Annotated in this window: 23 protein-coding genes; 18 read left to right on the top strand and 5 right to left on the bottom strand. The window is 43.7% G+C overall.

Going from position 1 to position 25,926, the window contains the following annotated elements; genetic code table 11:
* Positions 1–31 precede the first annotated feature (31 nt).
* Positions 32–2,191 (bottom strand): class 1b ribonucleoside-diphosphate reductase subunit alpha, encoded by a 2,160-nt coding sequence (nrdE, locus tag PW220_RS06320; RefSeq protein WP_248055107.1) that lies wholly within the window; start codon positions 2,189–2,191, stop codon positions 32–34.
* A 38-nt stretch (positions 2,192–2,229) separates the two neighbouring features.
* Positions 2,230–2,448 carry a glutaredoxin-like protein NrdH gene (nrdH, locus tag PW220_RS06315; protein WP_248055108.1) on the bottom strand — a complete coding sequence of 73 codons (219 nt, stop codon included), beginning with the start codon at positions 2,446–2,448 and terminating at the stop codon, positions 2,230–2,232.
* A gap of 319 nt (positions 2,449–2,767) precedes the next feature.
* Between nrdH and PW220_RS06310 the strand changes: the two genes are divergently transcribed.
* A complete protein-coding gene (locus tag PW220_RS06310; RefSeq protein ID WP_002936050.1) occupies positions 2,768–3,031 on the top strand; it encodes a phosphocarrier protein HPr in 264 nt (87 codons plus the stop codon).
* Between the two features lie 4 nt (positions 3,032–3,035).
* Positions 3,036–4,769, top strand: coding sequence for a phosphoenolpyruvate--protein phosphotransferase (gene ptsP, locus PW220_RS06305; RefSeq protein WP_105118014.1), 1,734 nt, complete (start codon positions 3,036–3,038; stop codon positions 4,767–4,769).
* Positions 4,770–4,858: 89 nt separating this feature from the next.
* On the opposite strand, the gene PW220_RS06300 is transcribed toward ptsP, so the two are convergent.
* Entirely contained in the window at positions 4,859–6,346 is a 1,488-nt protein-coding gene (locus tag PW220_RS06300) for a DUF1846 domain-containing protein (protein WP_248055109.1), read from the bottom strand.
* Positions 6,347–6,618: 272 nt separating this feature from the next.
* On the opposite strand from PW220_RS06300, the gene PW220_RS06295 reads away from it, so the two are divergent.
* Together PW220_RS06295 and PW220_RS06290 are read left to right on the top strand one after the other, a co-directional pair.
* Positions 6,619–7,887, top strand: coding sequence for an MFS transporter (locus PW220_RS06295; RefSeq protein WP_248055110.1), 1,269 nt, complete (start codon positions 6,619–6,621; stop codon positions 7,885–7,887).
* A gap of 11 nt (positions 7,888–7,898) precedes the next feature.
* A complete protein-coding gene (locus PW220_RS06290; RefSeq protein WP_248055111.1) occupies positions 7,899–8,939 on the top strand; it encodes an ArsR/SmtB family transcription factor in 1,041 nt (346 codons plus the stop codon).
* 21 nt (positions 8,940–8,960) lie between these two features.
* Here PW220_RS06290 and PW220_RS06285 read toward each other — a convergent pair whose 3' ends face one another.
* The gene (locus PW220_RS06285) at positions 8,961–9,959 is read right to left on the bottom strand and encodes an acyltransferase family protein (RefSeq protein ID WP_248055112.1); all 999 of its coding nucleotides are present in this window, start codon (positions 9,957–9,959) and stop codon (positions 8,961–8,963) included.
* A 196-nt stretch (positions 9,960–10,155) separates the two neighbouring features.
* Between PW220_RS06285 and rnc the strand changes: the two genes are divergently transcribed.
* From rnc to PW220_RS06240, 9 genes are all read left to right on the top strand, one after another.
* Positions 10,156–10,842 (top strand): ribonuclease III, encoded by a 687-nt coding sequence (gene rnc / locus PW220_RS06280; protein WP_248055113.1) that lies wholly within the window; start codon positions 10,156–10,158, stop codon positions 10,840–10,842.
* A 2-nt stretch (positions 10,843–10,844) separates the two neighbouring features.
* Positions 10,845–14,378, top strand: coding sequence for a chromosome segregation protein SMC (gene smc / locus PW220_RS06275; RefSeq protein WP_248055114.1), 3,534 nt, complete (start codon positions 10,845–10,847; stop codon positions 14,376–14,378).
* A gap of 99 nt (positions 14,379–14,477) precedes the next feature.
* Complete coding sequence (gene rpiA / locus PW220_RS06270; RefSeq protein ID WP_248055115.1) at positions 14,478–15,152, top strand: ribose-5-phosphate isomerase RpiA; 675 nt, start codon at positions 14,478–14,480, stop codon at positions 15,150–15,152.
* A gap of 132 nt (positions 15,153–15,284) precedes the next feature.
* Positions 15,285–16,496 carry a phosphopentomutase gene (locus tag PW220_RS06265; RefSeq protein WP_105125330.1) on the top strand — a complete coding sequence of 404 codons (1,212 nt, stop codon included), beginning with the start codon at positions 15,285–15,287 and terminating at the stop codon, positions 16,494–16,496.
* Positions 16,496–16,852, top strand: coding sequence for an arsenate reductase family protein (locus tag PW220_RS06260; RefSeq protein WP_248055116.1), 357 nt, complete (start codon positions 16,496–16,498; stop codon positions 16,850–16,852). Before PW220_RS06265 ends, PW220_RS06260 begins: the two co-directional genes overlap by 1 nt.
* An 11-nt stretch (positions 16,853–16,863) precedes the next feature.
* On the top strand, positions 16,864–17,673 hold the full coding sequence (locus tag PW220_RS06255; RefSeq protein WP_172049669.1) for a purine-nucleoside phosphorylase: 810 nt from the start codon (positions 16,864–16,866) through the stop codon (positions 17,671–17,673).
* A gap of 32 nt (positions 17,674–17,705) precedes the next feature.
* Positions 17,706–18,419 (top strand): purine-nucleoside phosphorylase, encoded by a 714-nt coding sequence (gene deoD, locus PW220_RS06250; protein WP_248032349.1) that lies wholly within the window; start codon positions 17,706–17,708, stop codon positions 18,417–18,419.
* Positions 18,420–18,584: 165 nt separating this feature from the next.
* Positions 18,585–18,836, top strand: coding sequence for an HIRAN domain-containing protein (locus PW220_RS06245; RefSeq protein WP_316716101.1), 252 nt, complete (start codon positions 18,585–18,587; stop codon positions 18,834–18,836).
* Positions 18,837–19,018: 182 nt separating this feature from the next.
* Positions 19,019–21,286 carry a glycogen/starch/alpha-glucan phosphorylase gene (locus PW220_RS06240; protein WP_248055117.1) on the top strand — a complete coding sequence of 756 codons (2,268 nt, stop codon included), beginning with the start codon at positions 19,019–19,021 and terminating at the stop codon, positions 21,284–21,286.
* Positions 21,287–21,316: 30 nt separating this feature from the next.
* Here PW220_RS06240 and PW220_RS06235 read toward each other — a convergent pair whose 3' ends face one another.
* The gene (locus PW220_RS06235; protein WP_248055118.1) at positions 21,317–21,895 is read right to left on the bottom strand and encodes a VanZ family protein; all 579 of its coding nucleotides are present in this window, start codon (positions 21,893–21,895) and stop codon (positions 21,317–21,319) included.
* A 96-nt stretch (positions 21,896–21,991) separates the two neighbouring features.
* Between PW220_RS06235 and hemW the strand changes: the two genes are divergently transcribed.
* From hemW to PW220_RS06210, 5 genes are read left to right on the top strand one after another with little or no spacing between them, the layout of a single operon-like run.
* Positions 21,992–23,128: a radical SAM family heme chaperone HemW gene (hemW, locus tag PW220_RS06230; protein ID WP_248055119.1), complete on the top strand. Its 1,137-nt coding sequence runs from the start codon at positions 21,992–21,994 to the stop codon at positions 23,126–23,128.
* A gap of 12 nt (positions 23,129–23,140) precedes the next feature.
* Positions 23,141–23,881 carry an acyl-ACP thioesterase domain-containing protein gene (locus PW220_RS06225; RefSeq protein ID WP_248055120.1) on the top strand — a complete coding sequence of 247 codons (741 nt, stop codon included), beginning with the start codon at positions 23,141–23,143 and terminating at the stop codon, positions 23,879–23,881.
* A complete protein-coding gene (locus PW220_RS06220; RefSeq protein WP_248055121.1) occupies positions 23,868–24,485 on the top strand; it encodes an NUDIX hydrolase N-terminal domain-containing protein in 618 nt (205 codons plus the stop codon). Before PW220_RS06225 ends, PW220_RS06220 begins: the two co-directional genes overlap by 14 nt.
* A 9-nt stretch (positions 24,486–24,494) precedes the next feature.
* On the top strand, positions 24,495–25,268 hold the full coding sequence (locus PW220_RS06215; RefSeq protein ID WP_248055122.1) for a TIGR01457 family HAD-type hydrolase: 774 nt from the start codon (positions 24,495–24,497) through the stop codon (positions 25,266–25,268).
* Complete coding sequence (locus tag PW220_RS06210; RefSeq protein WP_248055123.1) at positions 25,258–25,872, top strand: TIGR01906 family membrane protein; 615 nt, start codon at positions 25,258–25,260, stop codon at positions 25,870–25,872. The genes PW220_RS06215 and PW220_RS06210 overlap by 11 nt, the downstream gene beginning before the upstream one ends.
* Positions 25,873–25,926 lie beyond the last annotated feature (54 nt).

Here is a 25,926-nt window from a genome sequence, read left to right as displayed (position 1 = left end):
AGTTGGCTTGCCAACAGCTAATCTTGCTACGTTAGATTACACAACTTTCACATTGGTTTGCACCGACTTCTTCACCGTCATCGGTAAAGGTACGGATGTAGTAGATTGACTTGATACCTTTGTTGAAGGCGTAGTTACGGAGGATAGAGAGGTCACGCGTTGTTTGTTTGTTCTCTTTTTTCCATTCGTAAAGGGCTTTTGGAAGCTCACTGCGTAGGAAGAGAGTGAGGGACAACCCTTGGTCCACGTGTTCTGTTGCGGCAGCATAAACATCGATGACCTTGCGCATATCCATATCATAGGCAGACTTGTAGAATGGAATGGTCTCGGTTGCCAAACCTGCTGCTGGATAGTAGATTTTACCGATTTTCTTCTCTTGGCGTTCTTCAATCCGTTGTGTGATTGGGTGAATAGAAGCAGAGACATCATTGATATAGGAAATAGATCCATTTGGTGCAACAGCTAGGCGGTTTTGGTGGTAAAGACCATCTGCCATGACTTTCTCACGTAGTTCAGCCCAGTCTTGCCCGCTTGGAATGAAAATTCCTTCAAAGAGTTCTTTGACACGGTCAGATTGCGGTTGGTAATCTCCAGTCACATACTTGTCGAAATAAGTACCGTCCGCGTATTTTGATTTGTCATAGTTGTGGAAGGTCGCCTTGCGTTCGCGGGCAATGTTATTTGATTCTACCAAGGTCCAGTAGTTGAGGAGCATGAAGTAGATGTTGGTAAATTCCACAGCTGTTTTTGATCCGTAGTCGATCAAGTTTTGTGCCAAGTATGAGTGAAGTCCCATAGCACCAAGACCGATAGAATGCGCACGTTCATTTCCAGCCTCGATAGAAGGTACCGCAGAAATGTGCGAATGGTCAGTTACGTAAGTAAGAGCGCGTGTCATGGTACGGACAGAAAGACCAAAGTCAGGTGACTTCATGAGGTTGACAATATTGGTTGAACCAAGGTTACATGACACATCTGTACCCAATGTTAAGTATTCCTGAGAATCGTTAATGACACTAGGTGTTTGGACTTGTAGAATTTCTGAACAGAGGTTGGACATGATAATCTTGCCGTCAACAGGATTGCTGCGGTTGGCGGTATCGATGTTGATGACATAAGGGTAACCAGACTCTTGTTGCAGTTTAGAAATCTCTGTTTCCAAGTCACGTGCCTTGATTTTTGTCTTACGAATGCGTGGGTTTGCTACCAACTCGTCGTATTTTTCAGTAATATCAAGGTAGCTGTAAGGCACACCATATTCCAATTCAACAGAGTAAGGGCTGAAGAGATACATGTCTTCATTTTTACGTGCCAACTCATAGAACTTATCAGGAACAGTGATTCCAAGTGACAAGGTCTTCACGCGCACTTTCTCATCGGCATTTTCCTTCTTGGTCGAAAGAAAGGCGATAATGTCTGGGTGGAAAACATCTAGGTAAACAACCCCAGCCCCTTGGCGTTGTCCAAGTTGGTTGGAGTAGGAGAAGCTGTCCTCAAAGAGTTTCATAACAGGGACAACACCAGATGCAGCTCCCTCGTAGCCCTTGATTGGTGCGCCTGCCTCACGCAAGTTGCTGAGGGAGATGCCGACGCCACCACCGATACGGGACAATTGCAGAGCAGAGTTGATAGAACGTCCAATAGAGTTCATGTCGTCTGTGACTTGGATGAGGAAACAGGACACCAACTCACCACGACGAGCACGACCTGCGTTGAGGAAGGAAGGAGTAGCTGGCTGATAACGCAAATGGATCATTTCGTTGGCCAAATTCAAGGCTAATTCTTCATTGCCCTCTGCAAAATACAAGGCGTTGAAGAGAACTCGGTCTTCCATGCTCTCCAAGTAGTAGGCACCGTCGTTGGTTTTAAGGGCATACTGGTTGTAGAACTTGTAGGCTGCCATGAAAGACTTGAAGCGGAAGTTTTGGTCCTTTAAAAATTGATGGATTTTAATGATAAATTCTGGGCTATACTGATCTAAAAATTCTTTTTCAAGATAATTTTCTTCTACTAAGTAGGCAATCTTGTCTAAAATGCTATTAAATTTCTTAGTATTTGGAAGGACATTTTCATTAAAGAAAGCTTTAACTGCTTCTAGATCCTTGTGGAGAGGAATTTGTCCATTGACTGGACGGTTGATTTCGTTATTTAAACGGAAGTAGGATACATCGCCTAATTCTTTCAAACTCATAATCGCAATCTCTTTCTATATAACAGGGAGGTAGGGGATTAGACTAGGGCTTTCAATTTAGTTGGCTGAAAACCTGAGAAAACTTCATTTTCAGTTTCAATAACTGGCGCTGCTGAAAAACCAAGGCTTTTCACATGTCCGATAAATTCAGGTTGCTCGTCTAGATTGATTTCTTTGTAGGCCACATTGTGCTCATCAAGAAATTTTTTACTCATTTTACATTGAACACAATTATTTTTTGAATAGATGGTAACCATTCAATTTCTCCTTTTTAAAATAAATATACCAATCTAGCATACAAGATTTTGGGAGCAAAGTCAAGAAGGAAGTCCAGAACTATCACAAAATATAGTATGACAAAAAACGAACAAACACCATATCTTGTGTAAATAGCATAAATCCTTTGAAACTAAGCTTTCAAGATGTTTTCAGGACTTTTATAATCTCATAAAAAATAGTTTTACTGAAAGAAACGCAAAAAATTCTTGAAAATGATTTCAAAAAGTGATATAATGCTTTTTGTAAGGGTTATCAAAAATAACTCAAAATTTTGTAAAAATAAAGGAGAATCCAACTATGGCTTCAAAAGACTTCCACATCGTGGCAGAAACAGGTATCCACGCACGTCCAGCAACTTTGCTTGTTCAAACTGCTAGCAAATTCGCTTCAGACATCACGTTGAACTACAAAGAAAAATCAGTTAACCTTAAATCTATCATGGGTGTTATGAGTCTTGGTGTTGGTCAAGGCGCTGATGTAACAATCTCTGCTGAAGGTGCAGATGCTGACGATGCAATCGCAGCTATCACTGAAACAATGGAAAAAGAAGGATTGGCATAAGAAGATGACAGAAATGCTTAAAGGAATTGCAGCATCTGATGGTGTTGCCGTTGCTAAGGCATATCTACTCGTTCAGCCAGATTTGTCCTTCGAAACTGTTACAGTTGAAGATACAAATGCAGAAGAGGCTCGTTTGGATGCTGCTCTTGCAGCCTCTCAAAACGAGCTTTCTGTTATTCGTGAGAACGCAGTAGCTAGCCTTGGTGAAGAAGCCGCAGCCGTATTTGATGCACACTTGATGGTTCTTGCTGACCCAGAAATGATTGGTCAGATTAAGGAAACTATCCGTGCTAAGAAAACAAATGCTGAAACTGGTTTGAAAGAAGTAACGGATATGTTCATTGCTATCTTTGAAGGTATGGAAGATAACCCATACATGCAAGAGCGTGCAGCAGATATCCGCGACGTTGCTAAACGTGTCCTTGCTCACTTGCTTGGCGTTCGTTTGCCAAACCCAGCGACAATTGATGAAGAGTCTATCGTTATCGCACACGACTTGACACCATCTGATACAGCGCAATTGAACAAACAGTTTGTTAAAGCTTTTGTAACAAACATCGGTGGACGTACAAGCCACTCAGCTATCATGGCTCGTACACTTGAGATTGCAGCTGTATTGGGTACAAATAATATTACTGAAATCGTGAAAGATGGTGATGTCCTCGCTGTTAACGGTATCACAGGTGAAGTTGTTATCAACCCATCTGAAGAAGTGATTGCAGAATTTAAGGCAGCTGGCGAAGCCTATGCTAAACAAAAAGCTGAGTGGGCACTCTTGAAAGATGCTCAAACAGTGACAGCTGACGGCAAACACTTTGAATTGGCAGCTAACATCGGTACACCAAAAGACGTTGAAGGTGTAAACGATAATGGTGCTGAGGCAGTTGGTCTTTACCGTACAGAGTTCTTGTACATGGACTCACAAGACTTCCCAACTGAAGATGAGCAGTATGAAGCTTATAAAGCAGTATTGGAAGGTATGAATGGCAAGCCAGTTGTGGTTCGTACTATGGATATCGGTGGTGATAAGGAACTTCCTTACTTCGACCTTCCACACGAAATGAACCCATTCCTTGGATTCCGTGCACTTCGTATCTCAATCTCTGAAACTGGTAACCAAATGTTCCGTACGCAGTTGCGTGCCCTTCTTCGTTCATCAGTACATGGTAAACTTCGTATCATGTTCCCGATGGTTGCCTTGTTGACAGAATTCCGTGCAGCAAAAGCAATCCTTGAAGAAGAAAAAGCGAACTTGTTGGCTGAAGGTGTTGCAGTTGCAGATGATATCCAAGTGGGTATCATGATTGAAATCCCTGCAGCAGCAATGATTGCTGACCAATTTGCTAAAGAAGTTGACTTCTTCTCAATTGGTACAAACGACCTTATCCAGTACACAATGGCAGCAGACCGTATGAATGAACAAGTTTCATACCTCTACCAACCTTACAACCCATCTATTCTTCGCTTGATCAACAACGTTATCAAGGCTGCACACGCAGAAGGCAAATGGGCTGGTATGTGTGGTGAGATGGCTGGTGACCAACAAGCTGTTCCACTTCTTGTCGGAATGGGCTTGGATGAGTTCTCTATGAGTGCAACTTCTGTCCTTCGTACACGTAGCCTCATGAAGACACTTGACACAGCTAAGATGGAAGAGTATGCTCACCGTGCCTTGACAGAATGTGCAACGGCAGAAGAAGTTCTTGAACTTCAAAAAGAGTATGTTGATTTCAACTAATAGATAAAATGGAAAAACAAGGCTAGAAATATCCTTGTTTTTTTTCTATAACAAAAAATAGACTTGCCGGGGCAAGTCTATTTTTGTCTTTAGTTCTTCTGATAAAACTTATTGTGCTGATAGATAGGATCAAAGGTTAAATTGATGCCTAATTTGCGGAGAACGCTCTTGTCTTCATCGGATAGGATAACGGTTGAGTGGGCTTCGCTACCATTTAATTGGCCCAATTCTTTCATGGCACGTGCAGCAAGAGGGCTATCTTGAGCAGTGATGGCAAGGGCGTTAAGAATCTCACTTGCATCGAGTCGTGTATTTGTCTTATCCAGATAATCTGACTTCAATTCTTGAATTGGACGGATGTAGTTTGGTTCGATGAGAAGTGTTTCATCATCGATTTTAGCAATTTGCTTGATGGCATTGAGAAGGACAGTTGCAGTTGGTTTGAGGAGGTCAGAGGTCTTACCTGTGACAATCTCACCATTTGGCAACTGAATAGCAAGGGCAGGGCTGGAAGTCAGCTCTGCTTTTTCGCGCGCAGCGATAACAACCTTACGGTCAGCAGGTGTCACGCCTACTTCGTTCATGAGGAGTTCAATCTTTTTAACTGCTTGCTCGCTCACCCGCTCCGCTTTGAAATCAACCAAGGTTTGGTAGTAGCGGCGGATAATTTCTTGCTTAGATGCTTCGATTGCAGCCTCTTCGTCTACGATGGAGTAGCCCACCATGTTGACCCCCATGTCAGTTGGTGAAGCATAAGGGGATTTGTTCAAAATGCGTTCAAATGTTCGGTTGAGGACAGGGAAGACCTCGATATCACGGTTGTAGTTGACCGCAGTTTTTCCATAAGTTTGAAGGTGGAAGGGGTCGATCATGTTGAGGTCGTCCAGGTCTGCGGTAGCTGCTTCATAAGCCAAGTTTACTGGGTGGTGGAGTGGCAAGTTCCAAACGGGGAAGGTTTCAAACTTGGCATAGCCAGAAGTTACCCCATTTAACTGGTCATGGTAGAGCTGGGAGATACAGGTCGCCAATTTTCCTGAACCTGGTCCAGGTGCGGTGACAACGACGAGATTGCGACTGGTTTCAATGTAGTCATTTTTGCCCATGCCTTCTGGTGAAATGATGTGGTCGATATCAGAAGGATAGCCCTTGATTGGATAGTGGAGATAGGATTTGATGCCATGTTTTTCCAACTGTTTGCGGAAGGCATCTGCTGCTGGTTGGTTGCGGTACTGGGTAATGACCACAGAACCAACATAGATATCAATATCATTGAATGTATCAATCAAGCGGAAGACTTCTTGGTCGTAAGAAATACCCAAGTCACCGCGTGCCTTAGAATGTTCGATATTGCTGGCATTGATGGCGATGACAATCTCTACTTGGTCTTTTAACTCTTGGAGGAGTTTGATTTTGTTATCTGGTTCATAACCTGGCAAAACACGGGCTGCGTGGAAATCTTCCAACATTTTTCCACCAAATTCCATATAGAGCTTGCCTTCAAATTGGGCAATACGCTCTAAAATGTGATCACGTTGCAAATTCAAGTATTTAGTTGAATCAAATGCGATTTTTTTCATCCAATAAGTCCTCCGATGATGTACTAAACTTCGGGAAAAACAAAAAATAGCTCCCTAAAACTAGGGAGCCTTTTCTCCGACCTCTCAAAAGAGGTGCCCGAACAATACTATAACAAACTGTGCTTATCTTGTCAAGAAAAAGCCAGATAGAAGAAAAATTAAATAATTGTTTAAAAAATATTTAATTTTTATAAAATTAAGCATTGACTTTATTAAAATAAAGTGTAAAATAATATTAAACAAACGTTTAATATCTGTTTAAGGAGATGCTTATGAAGAAACTAGTCAACAATAAATTATTTCTATCCAGCTTTGTAGCGGATTTGATTTCCAACTTTGGTGACACACTCTACTACCTAGCCCTGATGAACTATGTCTTGCTACTTCCAGATACCAAGTTTGCCCTGGCTATGATTACCGTATCTGAAACCTTGCCGATTTTGGCTGGCCTCTTTATCGGGATTTGGGCAGACAAGACCAGAAACAAATTGGATACCATTCTGGCAACCCTGCTGGTTCGTGTCGTTCTCTATGCCTTTGTTGGCTGCTTGATGGGATTTGCACCTGCCCTCTGGGTTGTAGCGGTGGTCTGCGTCATCAATTTCCTATCAGACTTGGCTGGTCAATACGAAAATGGGCTTTATATGCCAGTCAGCTTGCGGGTTGTGGCAGCGGAAGACCGCGAAACCGCAATGGCCTTCAAGATGACAGTGAGATCACTTCTGCAAATCGCCTTCCAAGCTAGCGGTGCCATTCTCATCGGCTTTATGTCTTACCAGAATCTCGCCTTCTTCAATGCAGGAACCTTCTTGGTCAGTCTTGCCATCATGGCAACCCTCCGTCCAGCTCTTGCCAAGCTACTGAAGGAAAATCCTATCCAGCAAGCTGAGCAAGTGGAAACTGAAGCTGGTATTGTCAAAGGAATTGGACAGAGTATCAAAGATTCCTACCAAGCCGTGCAGAATATTCCTGTTCTCAAAGCGTCAATTATTACTATTGCCAGCCTGAATGCCATTTTTACCGCACTTTCACCATTAGTTATTCTAAATATGAAGGAGTTCTCAGACTTTGTGATTGTCAATGTAGGAACAACCGTTGCTTTGGTTTCTATTCTCTTCTCAGTCGGTAGCATTTTGGGCTCTAGTCTGGGTATGGCATTCTTTAAAAATGTCAGTCTAATAAACCTCCTCAAGTTCTCTACATTGATGCCTGTTTTACTTTTCTCAGGTTTCTTTCTTCACAACATCTATGTGGTACTAGCAGTGATCTTTGTAACGGCAGTTACTTTGGGCATTTTCAATCCCAAAATGAATGCCTTGGTTGTCAATGAATTGCCAGAAGATAAATTGGCGACTGTCGGTGGTGGGATTGACAGTTTCTGCCAGATTGGTATGGTAGGTGGTCAAGCCTTGGTTGCCCTTATGGTGACGGTGCTTTCTGCGACAAGTATTTCCCTCATCTTCCTCTTGCTTTCTGTGGGACTAGTAAGCTATACTATTCTTACAGGTCGTAAATCAAATAACCAAGTAGTTCAAGCTTAGAAAGTATGCGTATGAAATTAGATTACCGAGATTATAGAAGCGAAATTGTTGAAAAATTCTTTATTCCTTTAATTGTTAGAGAACGTGAGGAACCGATTGAGGCGGATTTTTCACAGAAAGAAAAAGACATTCTCAAAGATGCCTTAGACATTCGTGATGAGATTGAAGAAAAGTTGGCAGATTTTCGTCAGGAAGTCAATCAAGTCTTTGTTTGGGGACATATTTTTAACATTTTGCATAGTCTTTATTTCTATCTCTTGAATGATGGGCAGGATCCAAAGACAGTTGAGGAAGCTTGTCAATTGATTTTAAAGCTGTCTCAAGCAGAAGTAGAAGATGCCATGCGAACCATGTTGGCGTCTGAAAATGACGGTCACCGTGAGAAGACCCTCAGTCTCATGGAACTCTTGGAAAAGACAGATAAAAAACCAGCAGATAAGTGGTACTGGTCACTGGCTATTCGCAATCCTTTAGAAACAGTTCAGCTGTCTGTCAATCTCCTGAACAAGCTACTCCCAATCTATCAGCCATATTTTGAAGGGGCAAGAGCAGAGCGGGAAGCCTTTGCTAGGGATTTTGACATTGAAAAACTCTACAGAGAATCCAAGCAGTTAGCCATGACCAGCTTAGATACTCTGGGTGTTGAAAATGCTCAATTCTTCGTTCTCAGTCCGTGGAATTATTGGTTTGCTTATTATGGCAATGAACAATTTGACTATATGAAAGTCGCTCTTTTAGCATCCTGTCGAATTGATCAGATGATGCTGTCAAATGACGAGCTGGATCTGGATGATTTGATAACGGCTCTTAAAGTCATCAGCGATAGTACGCGTTATCAGGTCTTGGTGGAGCTGACCAAGCCCCATGCCAAGAGCAAGGACATTGCAGAACGTCTGGCTATTACAGGGGCGGCAGTGTCTTTCCACACCCAAAAGCTGATTAACGGTGACTTACTTCTCTTCAATACAAAAAATAGCGATGTCAAATACAGTGTCAATCGCGACCTGCTCCAACAGGTGATTGATAAGTTGAAAGAGGATTTTAATTTGTAAAAAAGCCTTGTAAGTTAGATCTTACAAGGTTCTTTTGTGTTTAATGATTAACCAGCTGAGCAGTTGGCAAGTGATGATGGTGATAAAGAAGACTAGCCAACCTTGCTGTATTATAGTCAGGGAATGATTTTCTAGGAAGAAAAAGCTGGCTTCGACTGGGATAACATGGATAAAATAATAATAGCTGGCGTATTCTTTGAGAAATTGGAATTTCTTTTGGCGGAAGAGGTCTGTGGTTAGGGTCCAGGCGACTAGATAGGCTGTGAATGGAATCAGGCTAAATAGAAAGTTCTTGTCGTAGCCCTGATTGAGATAGATGATTGTAGCCTCAAAAGTTAAAAGGGCTATGCAGACAAGTAGTTTGGTTTTTTGTCGGTATTGGAAAATGGGTTGATTGAGTTTGTCGGCTAGATAAAAGCCTGTCAGGACAAAAATCGGTGCGTAGAAGAGGCCGTTGCGGCTGGTGAAAAAGAAGGTTTTGTAGCTGTCAAATGCGGTCAGGAAAATCGATTCTGCCAGGTAGGAGGAGTAGGTTTCGACTGAGCCTAGGAGATAGAGAAGGCAGGCTAGACAAGCTGTGATGCGCCAGCCCCATTTCCTTAAAGAATAGTGGACGAGGACAAGACCTAGCAGGAAGGCGGGCATGTACCAGAGTTGGTAGCTGGTGCCTGTGTAGGTCAGTCCGACTAGGAGTGCGAGGGGGTAGTGGAGTAGGGGGATTTCTTGGAGGGTTAGGTAGAAGAGGTAGAAGGGTAGGTAGAGGACGGACCAGGTCAGGTACTGCTTGCTGTAGCGGATCAGGTATTGTTTGGAGAGGCTAGGGTAGTTGCGTCGGAGGAAGAAGCTGGCGGTGACCATGAAGTAGGGAACGACCATGCGACTAAAGATGGATTTTTGGATGAAGTGGAGCTGGTCTGCTTCAAATAGTCTGCGGCAATGGAGGGCGATGACTAAAACAGCTCCCATGAATTGAAAGAGGGAGAGGAGCGAGGTGTTGAGTGGTTTTGGTTTGTTTTGCATGTTAACTCCCTTCTTTTTTCTTCCATTTTATCGAAAAAGGATGGATATGTAAATGTTTGCAAAAAGATGAAGAGGGCTATTTGTTGAATGTTCAGCTCCAGAGGGAAGTCCTGTGGGAAATGTGGTATAATATTAGGATGAAGTGAATTTGAAACTTCTATTTTGTAAGGATTACTCTTTAGAAAGGAGTTAGATGATGAAAGATTTACATAAAAAACTTTTGGCGGATTTTGGGATTGATTTTTCGGATTTGAATTTGTTGGAAACGGCTTTTACCCATACTTCTTATGCCAATGAGCATCGCCTTCTAAAAATTTCACATAATGAACGCTTGGAATTTTTAGGAGACGCTGTTCTCCAGTTGATGATTTCCAAGTACCTCTATAAAAAATATCCTGATAGACCGGAAGGGGAGATGTCCAAGTTGCGTTCGACCTTTGTTCGTGAGGAGTCCTTGGCTGGTTTTTCGCGTGCCTGTGGCTTTGATAGCTTCCTTCGTCTTGGTAGAGGAGAAGAGAAGTCTGGGGGGCGCAATCGTGATACCATTTTGGGAGATGCTTTCGAGGCTTTCTTAGGAGCTCTGCTATTGGACAAGGGAGAAAAGACCGTGGAGGACTTTATTCATAAGGTCATGATTCCTCGTCTGGAAGAGGGGAATTTTGAGCGCGTGACCGACTACAAGACTGCCTTACAGGAAATCCTGCAGGTAAATGGTGAGATTGCAATTTCTTATCAGGTGGTGGCTGAATCAGGTCCTGCCCACGATAAGACCTTTGAAGTCGAGGTATCTGCAGACCAGCATGTGATTGGTCGTGGTCGTGGTCGTTCCAAAAAGTTAGCTGAACAAGCCGCCGCAAAAAATGCTGTGGAGGCTAGAGGATAGGTATGTATCTTAAATCGATTGAAATGCAGGGCTTCAAGTCCTTCGCAGATAAGACTAAGGTAGTTTTTGACCGTGGGGTGACTGCTGTTGTAGGACCAAATGGTTCGGGCAAGTCCAATATTACAGAAAGTCTGCGTTGGGCCTTGGGAGAATCTTCTGCCAAGAGCCTGCGTGGAGGCAAGATGCCGGATGTTATCTTTGCGGGGACTGAAAGCCGTAAGGCTCTTAACTATGCCTCAGTAGTGGTAACCTTGGATAATAGTTCAGGTTTTATTGCCAATAAGAATAAAGAAATCAAGGTAGAACGCCATATTTATCGGTCTGGCGATAGCGAATACTTGATAGATGGTCAGAAGGTTCGTCTGCGGGATATTCACGATCTCTTCATGGATACTGGTTTGGGGCGTGATTCCTTTTCTATCATCTCGCAAGGACGGGTTGAGGCTATTTTTAATTCCAAGCCAGAAGAACGCAGAGCCATATTCGAAGAGGCAGCAGGGGTCTTAAAATACAAGACCCGTAAGAAAGAAACGGAGAGCAAGCTAGCACAGGCTCAAGGAAATTTGGACCGTTTGGACGATATTATCTATGAATTGGACAATCAGGTCAAACCCTTGGAGAAACAGGCGCTAACGGCTAAACAATTCTTGGAACTTGATGGCCAACGTAAGGAACTGTATCTGGATGTTTTGGTTGCTCAGTTGACAAATGGTAAAGAAGCTTTGACTGCCAAGGAAAGCGAGCTTGAGGCAGTCAAGTTAGAATTAGCAAGCTACTACCAACAGCGTTCGGAGCTGGAGCAAGAAAACCAGTCCTTAAAAGAAAAACGCCATCGCCTATCCGAGCAAATGGAGCGTGAACAGGCTATTTTGCTGGATTTGACCAAGTTGATCAGTGACTTGGAGCGAAAAATTGAGGTTCATAAATTGGAATCTAGTCAGAATGAATCCAGTCGCCAAGAGGCTCAAGAGCGTTTGGAAAGTATGCTAGGGAAGCGGGCTAGTTTGGAACAACAGATTGGGCAAAGGCAAGAGAAAATTGATCAGTTGGAGCGTTCTTTGTCTAGCTTGAAAGAAGATATTGCTGCGGTGGATAAGGAAATTTCCTACTTCTCCGAAGATCCAGATCAGGTTTTGGACCATCTGCGTGAGCAGTATGTCGCCCTCATGCAGGAAGAGGCTGAAGCATCAAACCGCTTGACCAAGATTCAGCAGGATATTGCCAATCAAATCAGCTTATCAGAAAGTAAATCTGCTGACCTAGCACGTCTGCAAGCTGAGAAAAATCAGGCTCAAGAAGAATTGGATAAGAGCCGACTTGCTGCAGAGAAGGCCAATCAAGTTTTGAAGGAATTATTGGCAGCCTATCAGACTAAGAAAGAAGAGCTAGATCAGGCACAGGCAGTCTATCAGGCTGAGCAAAGTAGTCTTTTTGATTTACTGGATTTAATGAAGGGTAAACAAGCTCGCCAGTCTAGTTTGGAAGCCATCTTAAAAAATCACTCCAATTTCTACGCAGGGGTCAAGGCTGTTTTGCAGGCTTCGTCTAGTCTGGGTGGCATCATCGGGGCAGTCAGTGAGCAATTGACTTTCGATACTCGTTACCAGACGGCTCTGGAAATTGCTCTTGGAGGAGCTAGCCAAAACGTTATCGTCGAAGACGAGGCGACAGCCAAGCGAGCGATTGCTTTCTTGAAGGAAAAACGTCAAGGACGGGCTACCTTCTTACCTTTGACCACTATCAAGCCGCGTCAATTGTCCAGTCAGCAACTTGCCCTACTTCAAACCTCAGATGGTTTCTTGGGGCTGGCCAGCGACCTCGTGACCTATCAACCAAATCTAGATGCTATTTTCCAAAATTTGCTAGGCACTATTGCGATTTTTGATAGCATTGACCATGCCAATCAGGCGGCGCGTGCGACCAAGTTTCAGGTCCGTATGGTGACCATGGACGGTGCTGAAATCCGTCCTGGCGGCGCCTTTGCGGGTGGTAGCAATAGAAATAACAGCACCACTTTCATTAAGCCTGAACTCGATGCTCTTTTAGGAGAAACAGCAGAGCTGTCTAGCCAGTTGAAAGAGCAAGAAAACTTGGTGGCGACTAAGAAGACAAGTCTAGACCAGGTCAGAGAAAGTTTGGAAACCATCAAGACTGAGGGGGAAGAGGCTAGACTGAGCCAGCAGAGTGCAAGAATTCATCAAGAACAGGCAGAAAATCGTCTAGCTCAGGTGACCGCGCAGTATGACTTACAAATGAGTCAGGTCAGCCCAAGCATTTTGACTGAGTTAGAAGATGAAGCTAGCAAGGAAGAAGCCAGCCTTCAAGCCTTGACAGAGAAAAAACAAGCCTTAGACAATCAAATCAATCAGGTGCGTGATAATCGCGACAGTATCCAAGAAAGTTTGCAAAAACTACAAAGTCAGAAAGGTCAATTGACCTTGGAGCAGGCAGAAGTTTCTAGTCAGCTGCGCTTTGAACAGACAGACCTTGGTCGTTTACAGGAAGAAAAAGGGACTACTGAAAAGGAAATCTCTATCCTGGAAGACCTGATTAACCAGAAGGTTGAGGCTTTAGAAGATACTAGTATTGAAGTTCTGGAAGAGCAACTACAGGCTGCGACTGATAAACAAAGCCAAACCAATCAGATTCAAATCCGCTTGAAATTTGAGTTGGAAGATATTGACGGTCAGTTTGAAGACTTGGAAGGTCGTTTGGACCAGGCTCGTTTGAAAAATGATGACCTCATTCGCAAGCAGGCCAAGCTGGAAGCTGATTGTGAGCAGGCTGGAGATCGGCTACGGACCTTACTTGGTCATTTGACAGAGCATTTCAAATTGAGCTTTGAAGCGGCTCTGGACCAGGCAAACGAAGTAGAGAATTTGCCTCTTGCTGAACAAGCTTTGAAAGACTTGGAACGTTCTATTCGTGCTCTTGGTCCAGTCAATCTGGATGCTATTGAGCAGTATGATGAGGTCAATAACCGTCTGACCTTCCTCAATGAACAACGGACGGATATATTATCGGCGCGTGATTTGCTCTTGAATACCATTCATGAAATGGATGATGAAGTTAAGGAACGCTTTAAGGTCACCTTTGAAGCCATTCGCGAAAGCTTTAAGCAGACTTTCAGACAGATGTTTGGCGGTGGTTCTGCGGACTTGATATTGACGGAGCAGGATATTTTGACTGCGGGTGTGGAGATTTCAGTTCAGCCTCCGGGTAAGAAAATCCAATCGCTCAATCTTATGTCAGGTGGCGAAAAGGCCCTCTCAGCCCTCGCTCTGCTATTTTCCATTATCCGCGTCAAGACCATTCCTTTTGTCATCTTGGACGAGGTGGAGGCAGCCTTGGACGAGGCCAATGTCAAGCGTTTCGGGGACTACCTCAACCGCTTTGATAAGGACAGCCAGTTTATCGTCGTGACTCACCGAAAAGGGACCATGGCGGCGGCGGATGCTATGTATGGGGTGACCATGCAAGAATCTGGTGTGTCCAAGATTGTTTCTGTCAAGCTGAAAGATGTGGAAAAATTATAGATGGGGTAGGTTTTATTAGCCTTCTTGTAGAAATCAGTAGGCAGAATTTTCTATCCATGCTATAATGAATGTAAACGGTTTAGCTGAAAGGAGCAATTCATGACAAATTTAAAGGAACAAGTTGGGATTAAGGCGGCGGAGTTTGTGACGGATGGTATGATTGTTGGCTTGGGGACAGGTTCGACAGCCTACTATTTTGTACAAGAAATCGGACGTCGGGTGCAGGAAGAAGGTTTGCAGATTACAGGTGTAACGACCTCTCATGCTACTGCAGACCACGCAGCCTCTTTAGGAATTCCTTTAAAGAATATAGATGAAGTTGACTATGTAGACTTGACAGTTGACGGAGCTGATGAAGTTGACGGAGCCTTCAATGGTATCAAGGGTGGAGGTGCCGCCCTGCTTATGGAGAAGGTGGTTGCGGTCAACAGCAAGGATAGCATCTGGATTGTGGATGAATCTAAGGTGGTCGATACCCTTGGCGCCTTCAAGTTGCCAGTGGAAGTGGTGCAATATGGTTCTGAAAATCTTTTCCGCCTCTTCGAGAAAAAGGGTTATCGTCCAAGTTTTCGGATGAAGGATGGTCAGAAACATGTGACTGATATGAAAAATTTCATCATTGACCTTGATTTGCAACGGATTGAAGACAGCTACGCCTTGGCTGATGAATTGGATAGAACAGTTGGTGTCGTAGAGCATGGGCTCTTTATAGGCTTGATTTCTAAGGTCATTGTCGGCACACCGCAGGGACCAAAAATTCTTGAAAAGAAATAAAGTGAAAACGCTTCTCATTAAAGTAACTATGAGAGGCGTTTTTGTGGTATAATGAAAAGACGAACAATAGAACCTGTATTCACTATTCAGCACCTCGCTTATCAATACAAGTTCTTAGAAAAAGGAGTTCTTATGTCTAAATTTAAACGTATTCATCTGGTGGTTATGGATTCTGTTGGAATCGGTGCGGCACCAGATGCAGACAAGTTTTTCAATGCTGGTGTCAACGACACAGAGTCTGATACACTAGGTCATATCTCTGAGAAGGCAGGGTTAGCAGTGCCCAATATGGCTAAAATCGGTCTTGGAAATATCCCTCGTGACACAGCTCTTGCCACTGTTCCAGCTGAGGAAAGTCCAACTGGCTATGTGACTAAGTTGGAAGAAGTATCGCTCGGCAAGGACACTATGACAGGTCACTGGGAAATCATGGGTCTTAATATCACTGAGCCATTCGACACTTTCTGGGACGGTTTCCCTGAGGAAATTTTGACAAAAATCGAAGAGTTCTCAGGTCGTAAAATCATCCGCGAGGCAAACAAGCCCTATTCAGGTACAGCTGTCATTGATGACTTTGGTCCTCGCCAAATGGAAACTGGGGAGTTAATCGTCTATACTTCCGCAGACCCTGTCCTTCAGATTGCAGCCCACGAAGACATTATTCCACTGGATGAATTGTACCGTATCTGTGAATATGCTCGTTCCATCACCCTTGAACGCCCAGCTCTTCTTGGTCGTATCATCGCCCGTCCATACGTCGGTGAGCCAGGCAATTTCTCTCGGACTGCCAATCGTCATGACTATGCCGTGTCACCATTTGAAGCAACTGTCCTCAACAAACTTGCTGATGCAGGCGTGCCAACCTACTCTGTCGGCAAAATCAGCGACATTTTCAACGCATCAGGTATCACAAATGACATGGGCCACACCAAGTCAAATATGCACGGTGTCGATGTCTTGATTGAAACCTTGCAGTTAGCTGACTTTGAGAAAGGTTTCTCATTCACCAACTTGGTGGACTTTGATGCTGTTTATGGTCACCGCCGTGATATCGAAGGCTACCGCGATTGCTTGCAGGAATTCGATGCCCGTATCCCAGAAATTATCGAAAATATGCGTGAGGACGATTTGCTCTTGATTACGGCTGACCACGGAAATGACCCTGCCTATGCAGGTACGGACCATACTCGTGAGTATGTGCCACTCTTGGCTTACAGCAAGTCATTCAAGGGAAGTGGAGTCTTGCCAGTTGGACATTTTGCAGATATTTCCGCTACTATCGCAGAAAACTTCGGTGTCGAAAAAGCCATGATTGGTGAGAGTTTCTTGGACGGACTGGTTTAATGGAACAACTGACGGTCTATTACAATCCCGACTGCAGCAAGTGCAAGAAATTACAAATCTTACTGCCAAGTCAGGGCTTTGATGTTAAGTGGATTAATTATTTAGAAAATCCCTTGACTGCGGAAGAATTGACAGTTCTTTTGGAAAAAATGGGCAATCAACCTTCAGCAGTCGTTCGGTTGACGGAGGAGGAACGACAAGGTTTGTCTGAAACAGACATTTTTCAACGTCTAGTTGCAGAACCTGCCTTGCTCAACCGTCCTATTATCGAGCGAGAACAGACAGCCTTTCTCTGCCGTCCCCTTGACATTATCGAAGAAAACATGCCAGAATATGACTGGTCAACTTATTTATAAAAGGAGAAAAAATGAGTTTACTTGCAAAAATTTATGAAACAAAAAATTTCTTAGAAGAAAAAGGAATGATTAAACCTGAATTCGGTTTGATTTTGGGTTCTGGCTTGGGTGAATTGGCCCAAGAAGTTGAAAATGCCATTGTCATCGACTATGCAGATATTCCAAACTGGGGTAAATCAACAGTTGTTGGGCACGCTGGTAAGTTGGTTTACGGTGATTTGGCTGGTCGCAAGGTTTTGGCTTTGCAAGGTCGTTTCCACTTTTATGAAGGAAATCCGATGGAAGTTGTGACTTTCCCAGTTCGTGTCATGAAAGCTCTTGGTTGTGAAGGCGTGATTGTCACCAATGCCGCAGGTGGTATCGGTTACGGTCCAGGTACCCTCATGGCCATTACAGACCACATCAACATGACAGGTCAAAACCCATTGATTGGTGAAAACTTGGAAGAATTTGGTCCACGTTTCCCAGATATGTCCAACGCCTACACCAAAGAATACCGTGAGAAAGCCCATGCTGTTGCGGAAAAACTGGGTATCAAGTTGGACAATGGTGTCTACCTTGGTGTGACAGGTCCTACCTACGAAACGCCAGCTGAAATCTTGGCCTTCAAGACCATGGGTGCCCACGCAGTCGGTATGTCAACAGTGCCAGAAGTTATCGTGGCGGCCCACTCAGGTATGAAAGTCTTGGGAATTTCTGCCATCACCAACTTTGCGGCTGGTTTCCAATCGGAACTCAACCACGAGGAAGTCGTAGAAGTAACCGAGCAAATCAAGGGCAACTTCAAGGGATTGGTGAAAGCTATCTTGGCTGAATTGTAAGCAATCGAAAATAGAACAAAGAGGTACAATACATGTCTATTCATATTTCTGCTAAACCAGGTGAAATTGCCGATAAGATTTTGCTTCCTGGTGATCCACTTCGTGCTAAATTTATCGCGGAAAACTTTCTTGAAGACGCAGTTTGCTTCAATGAAGTCCGCAATATGTTTGGCTATACTGGTACTTACAAAGGTCATCGCGTATCTGTCATGGGAACAGGTATGGGAATGCCTTCCATTTCTATCTACGCCCATGAGCTTATCAACGACTACGGCGTTAAGAAGCTTATCCGTGTGGGAACAGCAGGTTCGCTTAACAAGGATGTCCATGTTCGGGAATTGGTCTTGGCTCAGGCAGCAGCAACCAACTCTAAAATGATGAACATTGATTGGCCAGAATATGACCTGCCACAGATTGCTAGCTTCAATCTCTTGGACAAGGCCTACCATATTGCTAAGGAACTCGATATTACTACTCATGTGGGCAATGTTCTATCTTCAGATAGTTTCTACTCACCAAAACTCTTCAGTCGTAACTTGGAACTGGGGCAAATCGGTGTTAAAGCAGTTGAAATGGAAGCGGCAGCTCTTTACTATTTGGGTGCTAAATTTGGCGTTGAAACACTTGCTATTATGACCATTTCAGATAGCTTGGTCAATCCAGAAGAAGACACCACAGCAGAAGAACGTCAAAACACCTTCACAGACATGATGAAGGTCGGCTTGGAAACTCTGATTGCAGAATAAGCTGAACGATTTTATTAAGGAGGCTACTTATGACATTTGCCAACTTTGAACCGACACGGCATGTTGAAGATTTTCATTTGGCAGGATTTGCTTACTAGTCAGACAGTCCAGTGGACTGTCTGAGCTCGCTCCTTGAAAACGAGAAGGGAGCGATGGTTAAAAGAGTTGAAGCTGGGAACTTCTTTGGAAATGCTTGCGGAGCCAACTAACCCCTATGATTCAGAGGCTGTTGTAATTCTGTATCAAGGGAAAAAGTTAGGTTACATTCCAAAGCACAAGAATAGTTTGATTAGTCGTATGTTATTCTATGGACATGGTGACATTCTTGAAGCCCGCGTTCAAATGATTGATTTGACTGAACACCCTGAGCGTCAACTTCGTGTGGTTGTAAAATTTAAAGATAATCGCAAAAAATAAGGGACAGGGCTAATCAGTCCATTCTGAATGCTATAAAATAAAAAGGCGAACTATATACAGGATGGTATAATAGCTTGCCTTTTTTCGTTAAATAGGGTATAATTATCATATAGAAAACGTTTACAAAAAAATAAGAAACGTTTCTGAATGATTACATTAACATATACAAAAGGAGATAAGCAGTGATTAACTTACAAAATTTTGTCCAATCCATGTATGCCAAGCGTATCGAGGACTGTTCCGACCATGAACTTTATTATGCTTTGCTCGCATTTACAAAGCAACAGAGTGAAGCAAAATACACCAATGAGCAGAAGAAAAAAGTCTACTACATTTCTGCGGAATTCTTGATTGGTAAACTCTTGTCTAACAACTTGATTAACTTGGGTGTTTATGATGAGGTGAAAAGCCAGTTAGCAGCTGCAGGTAAGGACTTGATTGCCATTGAAGATGTGGAGATGGAGCCATCTCTTGGTAACGGTGGTTTGGGTCGTTTGGCAGCCTGCTTCCTTGATTCCATTGCTAGTCTTGGTCTTAACGGAGATGGTGTTGGTCTTAACTACCACTTCGGTCTTTTCCGTCAGTTGTTTGAATACCACCAACAATCGGCAGTGCCAAATGAATGGATTACGCCACGCTCTTGGTTGACCGAGTCACCAATTTCTTATCAAGTACCTTTCGCTAACTTTACTTTGACGTCTAAGTTGTACGATATCGATGTACCTGGTTATAAGACAGAGCGTAAGAATCGTCTGCGCTTGTTTGACCTTGGTTCTGTTGATGACAATATCATCTACGATGGGATTGAATTTGACAAGGAAGACATTTTCCGCAACTTAACTCTCTTTCTTTACCCAGATGATTCAACGGATGAAGGTAAAGTTCTCCGTATCTTCCAGCAATATTTCATGGTGTCAAACGCAGCCCAACTCTTGATTGACGAAGCAGTAGCCAAAGGTTCAAACCTCCATGACTTGCCAGACTATGCAGTAGTGCAAATCAATGATACCCACCCATCGCTAGTTATTCCAGAATTGATTCGATTGTTGGAGCTTCGTGGCATTTCCTTTGATGAGGCAATCGAAATTGTTAAGAAGATGACTGCCTATACTAACCATACTATCTTGTCAGAAGCCCTTGAAAAATGGCCACTTGATTTCTTGAATCGTGTGGTGCCACACTTGGTGCCATTTATCGAGGAATTGGACCGTCGAGCAAAAGAGGTGAAAAATGACCCAGCCGTTAATATCATCGATGAGCATGGTCGTGTCCATATGGCCCACATGGATATTCACTATGGATACTCTATCAACGGTGTGGCAGCCCTCCATACAGAGATTTTGAAAACTTCTGAGTTGAAAGCCTTCTACGAGCTCTATCCAGAGAAGTTTAACAACAAGACAAATGGTATTACCTTCCGCCGTTGGCTCATGCATGCTAACCCAAGCCTAGCTAGCTACCTGGATGGTTTGCTTGGACATGGATACCACCACGATGCTAGCGAGTTGGAAAAACTCTTGGACCACAAAGATAGTAAAGAATTGAAGAAATGGTTGGAAGAAACCAAGCAGCACAACAAGCGTAAACTACAACGTCATATTGCCAAAACTCAAGGTGTACATGTCAATCCAGAGTCCATCTTTGATGTACAAATCAAGCGCATGCACGAGTACAAGCGTCAACAGATGAATGTCCTCTATGTGATCCATAAGTATCTGGATATCAAGGCTGGCAATATTCCAACTCGTCCACTGACTGTCTTCTTCGGTGGAAAGGCAGCTCCAGCCTACACAACTGCCCAAGACATCATTCACTTGATTTTGGTCTTGTCACAGGTTATTAAAAATGATCCAGAAGTGGCACCACACTTGCAGCTGGTTATGATTGAAAACTACAATGTAACCGAAGCAAGCTTCATCATCCCAGCGGCAGATATTTCAGAACAGATTTCTCTTGCGTCTAAAGAAGCATCAGGTACTGGTAATATGAAATTCATGCTCAACGGCGCCTTAACTATCGGTACAGACGACGGTGCAAACGTGGAAATTCATGAGTTGGTCGGTGATGAAAATATCTATATTTTCGGTCAAGATAGCCAAACTGTTATTGACCACTATGCAAATGGAACTTACCATCCATATGCATTCTACGAACGAGATGCTATCCGTCCATTGATTGATTTCATCACATCTGATACCATTCGTCATGCTGGTGGTATTGATGAACGTCTATGGCGCTTGCAGGACAACCTCAAGCATAATGACCACTTCATGACCTTGCTAGACTTAGAAGACTACATTGAAACTAAGGAAAGAATGTTGGCAGATTACGAAGACCGTGACAGCTGGTTGGACAAAGTCATCGTTAACATCGCCAAAGCAGGATTCTTCTCATCTGACCGTACTATCCAACAGTACAATGAAGATATCTGGCATTTGGAAGCTAAGTAAATAATATAAATTAAAAATGACCTTGCGGGGTCATTTTTTCTGTATTCTATTTTTAAAAGATTGAGAGATTGCGGATTGTCCCAGGAAGTTTCCAAGGGCAAAACCAGAGGTGTTGAGCAAGATGTCACCAAGGTCAAAGAAGCCCAGTGAAAAGAAGAATTGACATGCTTCAACTAGCAATATGGCCCCAACAAAGAGAGAAAGTTTTTTCCAAGAAAATGAAAAGAGCAACCCAAGTGGTAAAAAGAGTAAGAGATTAAAGACCAATATAGCAGGATTGAGAAATAGGTCTTGAGAGAAGGTGCTAAGGAGATCCAAGTTGACACCTTGGATGCCCATGCTTTTGAAAAAGAGAAGATAGACTAGCAGAAGCCCGTAGCAAGCGTAGAAAAACCAAAGTGTCAGTCGCGAAATGTGGGGCTTATAGACAAGTCGAAATAGGGTAAAGCAAAACCCGGTCATTAACAGGATTGCGGCAAGTGTCGGCCAAAAATCAATCGTCATGAATATGGCCGTGAACTGGTAAAAGAGAAAGGTCATGAAGAGCCAGCGACAGAGCAGAAATGACAGGATCAGGTTAATACAGTCATAGATAGCTTCTTTTCTCATAGAGGGCCTCCTTTTTATTTCATTATATCATTATTTGAGGGGGAGGATAAAGTATCTAGAAAATAATTTCACTGACAGTATGCTATAATAGTTCTTATGAAAAAACGACCGACATCTGCCTATATCCACATTCCATTTTGTACCCAAATTTGTTACTACTGTGACTTTTCCAAGGTATTTATCAAGAACCAGCCTGTTGATGAGTATTTGGCAGCCCTTATGGAAGAGGTCAAGTTTTACGACCTGCCAGCCCTTAAGACCCTCTACATCGGAGGCGGAACACCGTCGGCTCTCTCGGCAGACCAGTTGGATTACCTTTTGACCAATCTGGAGGACTTGCTGGACTTGTCGGAGCTAGAAGAATTTACCATTGAGGCCAATCCTGGTGACTTGACGGCAGACAAGATTGCAGTACTAAAAAAATCCAAGTGCAATCGGGTGTCGCTAGGTGTCCAGACCTTTGACGATCGGATGTTGAAAAAAATCGGTCGTAGCCATAATCAGGCCCAGATTTATGAAACCATTGCTGCCCTCAAGGAAGCTGGGTTCCACAACATTTCCATTGACCTGATTTATGCCCTGCCTGGTCAGACCATGGAGCAGGTGGTCGATAATGTCGCCAAGGCCTTGGAGCTGGGCATTCCCCACATGAGCCTCTATAGCTTGATTTTGGAAAATCATACGGTCTTCATGAACCGTCAGCGTCGTGGCAATCTTCATCTACCCAACGAAGATGTGGAGTCCGATATGTTCGACTATATTCTTCAGGAGTTGGAGAAAAACGGCTTCGAGCATTATGAGATTTCCAACTTCACCAAGCCCGGCTTTGAAAGCCGCCACAACCTCATGTACTGGGACAACTCCGAGTATTACGGCTTGGGAGCAGGGGCTTCGGGCTACATCGACGGCATGCGCTACCGCAATCGCGGCCCTATCCAGCACTACCTCAAATCCATCCGCGAAAAAGGTCATTCTCGTTTGCATGAAGAATTCCTCAGCCAGACCGAGCAGATGGAAGAAGAGATGTTTTTAGGGCTACGGAAAAAAACTGGCGTGTCCATCGAGCGATTTGAGGAAAAGTTTGGTATCTCCTTTGAAGACCGCTATGGTCAGGTGGTCAGGGACTTGAAAAATGAAGGTCTCTTACAAGAGGAAGACCGTTGGCTTCGGATGACCAAAAAAGGGTTGTTCCTAGGCGACACAGTTGCTGAGCGTTTCATTATAGAAGATTAGAAAGAGGACACAATGGGACTAAGCTACCAAGAAGAGTTCACCATTCCTTTTGATATGGTGGATGTTAAACAAGACATCAAACTGCCCGACTTGATTTCCTACTGTCTTGGCGTGTCAGGGCGACAGTCAGAGGAACTGGGTCGCAGTGATCTCTATGTTTTTCAGGAATTTGGCTTGATTTGGGTGGTGACAGACTATGAACTGACTATTCAAGCCCTACCCAAGTACAATGAATCCATTACCATTAAAACAGAAGCGGTTGCCTATAACAAGTTTTTCTGTCATCGGATGTTTTATATCTATGATGAGGCCGGCAATCTCTTGTTGGATATTCTTTGTTATTTTGTTCTGATTGATTTTGAAACTCGCAAGGTGGCGCCTGTGCCAGAAGCCTTGATTGCACCCTATCAGTCTGAGCAGGTCAAGAAATTGCCTCGGGCTCCTAAGTATCAGCTCTTGGAAAATCCATCTGTTCAAGAATTTCCTGTTCGCTATTTTGACTTGGATATGAATGGGCATGTCAATAATGGCAAGTATCTGGAATGGATGTATGAAGCACTGGGCTATGATTTTCTGCTCTGCCATGTCCCTAAAAAAATCCAACTCAAGTATCTCAAGGAGGTAGAGGCGACTAGCTTGGTGAGTTCACGCATGGTGGCAGTAGATGGCATCAGCCAGCATGAGATCGTGGTAGATGGGCATATCCATGCGCAAGCTGTCATAGAATGGAGGGAAGATCATGTCGCAGGATAAGTGGTTGGAATGGGCCGTACGTTTACAGGCCTTGGCTCAGACAGGTTTGGCCTATGGAAAAGATGTTTATGACATGGAGCGTTTCGAAGAAATCAGACAGATTGCGGCAGAAATGTTGGTGGAGCCGTCTGGGCAGCCCTTGGAAGTGGTGAATGACTTGTTTTGCAATGAAACAGGCTATCAGACACCTAAGTTGGATACCCGCGCAGCTATTTTCCAAGAGGATAAAATCCTACTTGTCCAGGAAAACGATGGGCTCTGGTCTTTACCAGGTGGTTGGTGCGATGTGGACCAGTCTGTCAAGGACAATGTAGTCAAGGAAGTCAAGGAAGAAGCGGGGCTGGATGTGGAGGCTCTGCGAGTCGTTGCGATTTTGGACAAGCACAAGAACAATCCTGCCAAGTCTGCCCACCGCGTGACCAAGGTCTTCATTCTATGTCGTCTTCTTGGCGGGAAGTTTCAGCCCAATTCGGAAACAGTTGCCAGTGGCTTTTTCAGTCTGGATGACTTACCACCGCTCTCGCTTGGGAAAAATACACCAGAACAATTAGCGCTTTGCTTGGAAGCCAGTCGATCTGAGCACTGGGAAACACGATTTGATTAAGGAGAAAGCATGACCTATCAAGGCTATTTGATTGATTTAGACGGAACGATTTATGAGGGGAAGAAACGAATTCCAGCTGGTGAACGGTTTATTCATGGATTGCAGGAGCGCAACATTCCCTATCTATTTGTGACCAACAATACCACCCGTCGTCCTGAAACGGTACAAGCTATGTTGGCGGAGAATTTTAACATTGAGACACCGCTTGAAGCCATCTATACAGCCAGTCTGGCTACTGTGGACTACATGAATGACTTGGGGCGGGAAAAGACCGCCTATGTTATCGGCGAGGACGGGCTCAAATCTGCTATTTTTGAGGCAGGTTATGTGGAAGATACGGAAAATCCAGCCTATGTTGTTGTCGGTTTGGATACTCAGTTAACCTATGAAAAACTGACTATTGCTACCTTGGCTATTCAAAAGGGGGCGACCTTTATTGGTACCAATCCTGATTTGAACATTCCGACGGAGCGAGGTCACCTGCCGGGTGCTGGTTCATTGATTGCACTCTTGAAAGCTGCTACCCGTGTTGAGCCGATCTTTATTGGCAAGCCTGAAGCCATTATCATGGACAAAGCTCTGGAGATTTTAGGAACAGAACGCAGTCAAACGGTTATGGTGGGGGATAACTACCTGACGGATATTCGTGCAGGGATTGACAATGGATTTCCAACTCTTTTAGTCTTGACTGGATTTACCAAGCCAGAAGAAGTAGAAGGCTTGCCCCTTGCTCCGACCCATGTCCTCAACAGCCTAGATGAATGGAGTTTTGATGAGAACTAAGTTACAGATTATCGGAACGATTTTATTTGTCTTGTCGGCAGCAGTTCTAGGAACCATCTATCTAGCTTGGCTAGTTTATCCGCTTGAGATTTCTTTTTTAGGGTTGGAAAAAGTTGTTTACATGAAGTCATCAGATATTTCCTATAATTTTAATATCTTGATGAACTATCTGACCAATCCATTTGCAAGTGTTTTAGACATGCCAAATTTTTCCTCTTCAGCTGATGGTCTGAAACATTTTGCGGATGTGAAAGGTCTCTTTCATCTGGCACAGGTTATTTTCCTGATTAGTTTGCCTGCGGTTTTCTATTTTTGGAAAGAAGTGGTGCGAAAAGGATATGGAAAACTCTATCGAACTGTTTTTATGTGGATGGCTCTTGCTCCAGTGATGATTGCAGTGATGGGCATGCTGATTGGTTTTGATAGCTTTTTTGTCCTCTTCCATCATCTGCTCTTTCCTGGTGATTCGACCTGGCTCTTTGACCCGCTGAAAGATCCGGTTATTTATATACTTCCACAGGATTTTTTCCTTCATTGCTTTATTCTCTTTTTCATCCTATATGAAGTGCTCTCTTTGCTGTGGCTTAGGATGGTTAAAAAATAACATTAGCCAAGAAAAACCTCTTGACAATGTGGTGAATTTACAGTAAAATAAGTA

This window comes from Streptococcus sp. 29892 (genome assembly GCF_032594935.1).
Classification (GTDB): Bacteria; Bacillota; Bacilli; order Lactobacillales; family Streptococcaceae; genus Streptococcus; species Streptococcus hyiners.
This window is presented reverse-complemented; position numbering and strand designations above follow the sequence as displayed.

What these genes read in the sequence shown, in the direction of transcription:
- nrdE (WP_248055107.1), bottom strand. Translation starts at nt 2,191, where the DNA reads ATGAGTTTGAAAGAATTAGGCGATGTATCCTACTTCCGTTTAAATAAC.
- nrdH (WP_248055108.1), bottom strand. Translation starts at nt 2,448, where the DNA reads ATGGTTACCATCTATTCAAAAAATAATTGTGTTCAATGTAAAATGAGT.
- PW220_RS06310 (WP_002936050.1), top strand. Translation starts at nt 2,768, where the DNA reads ATGGCTTCAAAAGACTTCCACATCGTGGCAGAAACAGGTATCCACGCA.
- ptsP (WP_105118014.1), top strand. Translation starts at nt 3,036, where the DNA reads ATGACAGAAATGCTTAAAGGAATTGCAGCATCTGATGGTGTTGCCGTT.
- PW220_RS06300 (WP_248055109.1), bottom strand. Translation starts at nt 6,346, where the DNA reads ATGAAAAAAATCGCATTTGATTCAACTAAATACTTGAATTTGCAACGT.
- PW220_RS06295 (WP_248055110.1), top strand. Translation starts at nt 6,619, where the DNA reads ATGAAGAAACTAGTCAACAATAAATTATTTCTATCCAGCTTTGTAGCG.
- PW220_RS06290 (WP_248055111.1), top strand. Translation starts at nt 7,899, where the DNA reads ATGAAATTAGATTACCGAGATTATAGAAGCGAAATTGTTGAAAAATTC.
- PW220_RS06285 (WP_248055112.1), bottom strand. Translation starts at nt 9,959, where the DNA reads ATGCAAAACAAACCAAAACCACTCAACACCTCGCTCCTCTCCCTCTTT.
- rnc (WP_248055113.1), top strand. Translation starts at nt 10,156, where the DNA reads ATGAAAGATTTACATAAAAAACTTTTGGCGGATTTTGGGATTGATTTT.
- smc (WP_248055114.1), top strand. Translation starts at nt 10,845, where the DNA reads ATGTATCTTAAATCGATTGAAATGCAGGGCTTCAAGTCCTTCGCAGAT.
- rpiA (WP_248055115.1), top strand. Translation starts at nt 14,478, where the DNA reads ATGACAAATTTAAAGGAACAAGTTGGGATTAAGGCGGCGGAGTTTGTG.
- PW220_RS06265 (WP_105125330.1), top strand. Translation starts at nt 15,285, where the DNA reads ATGTCTAAATTTAAACGTATTCATCTGGTGGTTATGGATTCTGTTGGA.
- PW220_RS06260 (WP_248055116.1), top strand. Translation starts at nt 16,496, where the DNA reads ATGGAACAACTGACGGTCTATTACAATCCCGACTGCAGCAAGTGCAAG.
- PW220_RS06255 (WP_172049669.1), top strand. Translation starts at nt 16,864, where the DNA reads ATGAGTTTACTTGCAAAAATTTATGAAACAAAAAATTTCTTAGAAGAA.
- deoD (WP_248032349.1), top strand. Translation starts at nt 17,706, where the DNA reads ATGTCTATTCATATTTCTGCTAAACCAGGTGAAATTGCCGATAAGATT.
- PW220_RS06235 (WP_248055118.1), bottom strand. Translation starts at nt 21,895, where the DNA reads ATGAGAAAAGAAGCTATCTATGACTGTATTAACCTGATCCTGTCATTT.
- hemW (WP_248055119.1), top strand. Translation starts at nt 21,992, where the DNA reads ATGAAAAAACGACCGACATCTGCCTATATCCACATTCCATTTTGTACC.
- PW220_RS06225 (WP_248055120.1), top strand. Translation starts at nt 23,141, where the DNA reads ATGGGACTAAGCTACCAAGAAGAGTTCACCATTCCTTTTGATATGGTG.
- PW220_RS06220 (WP_248055121.1), top strand. Translation starts at nt 23,868, where the DNA reads ATGTCGCAGGATAAGTGGTTGGAATGGGCCGTACGTTTACAGGCCTTG.
- PW220_RS06215 (WP_248055122.1), top strand. Translation starts at nt 24,495, where the DNA reads ATGACCTATCAAGGCTATTTGATTGATTTAGACGGAACGATTTATGAG.
- PW220_RS06210 (WP_248055123.1), top strand. Translation starts at nt 25,258, where the DNA reads ATGAGAACTAAGTTACAGATTATCGGAACGATTTTATTTGTCTTGTCG.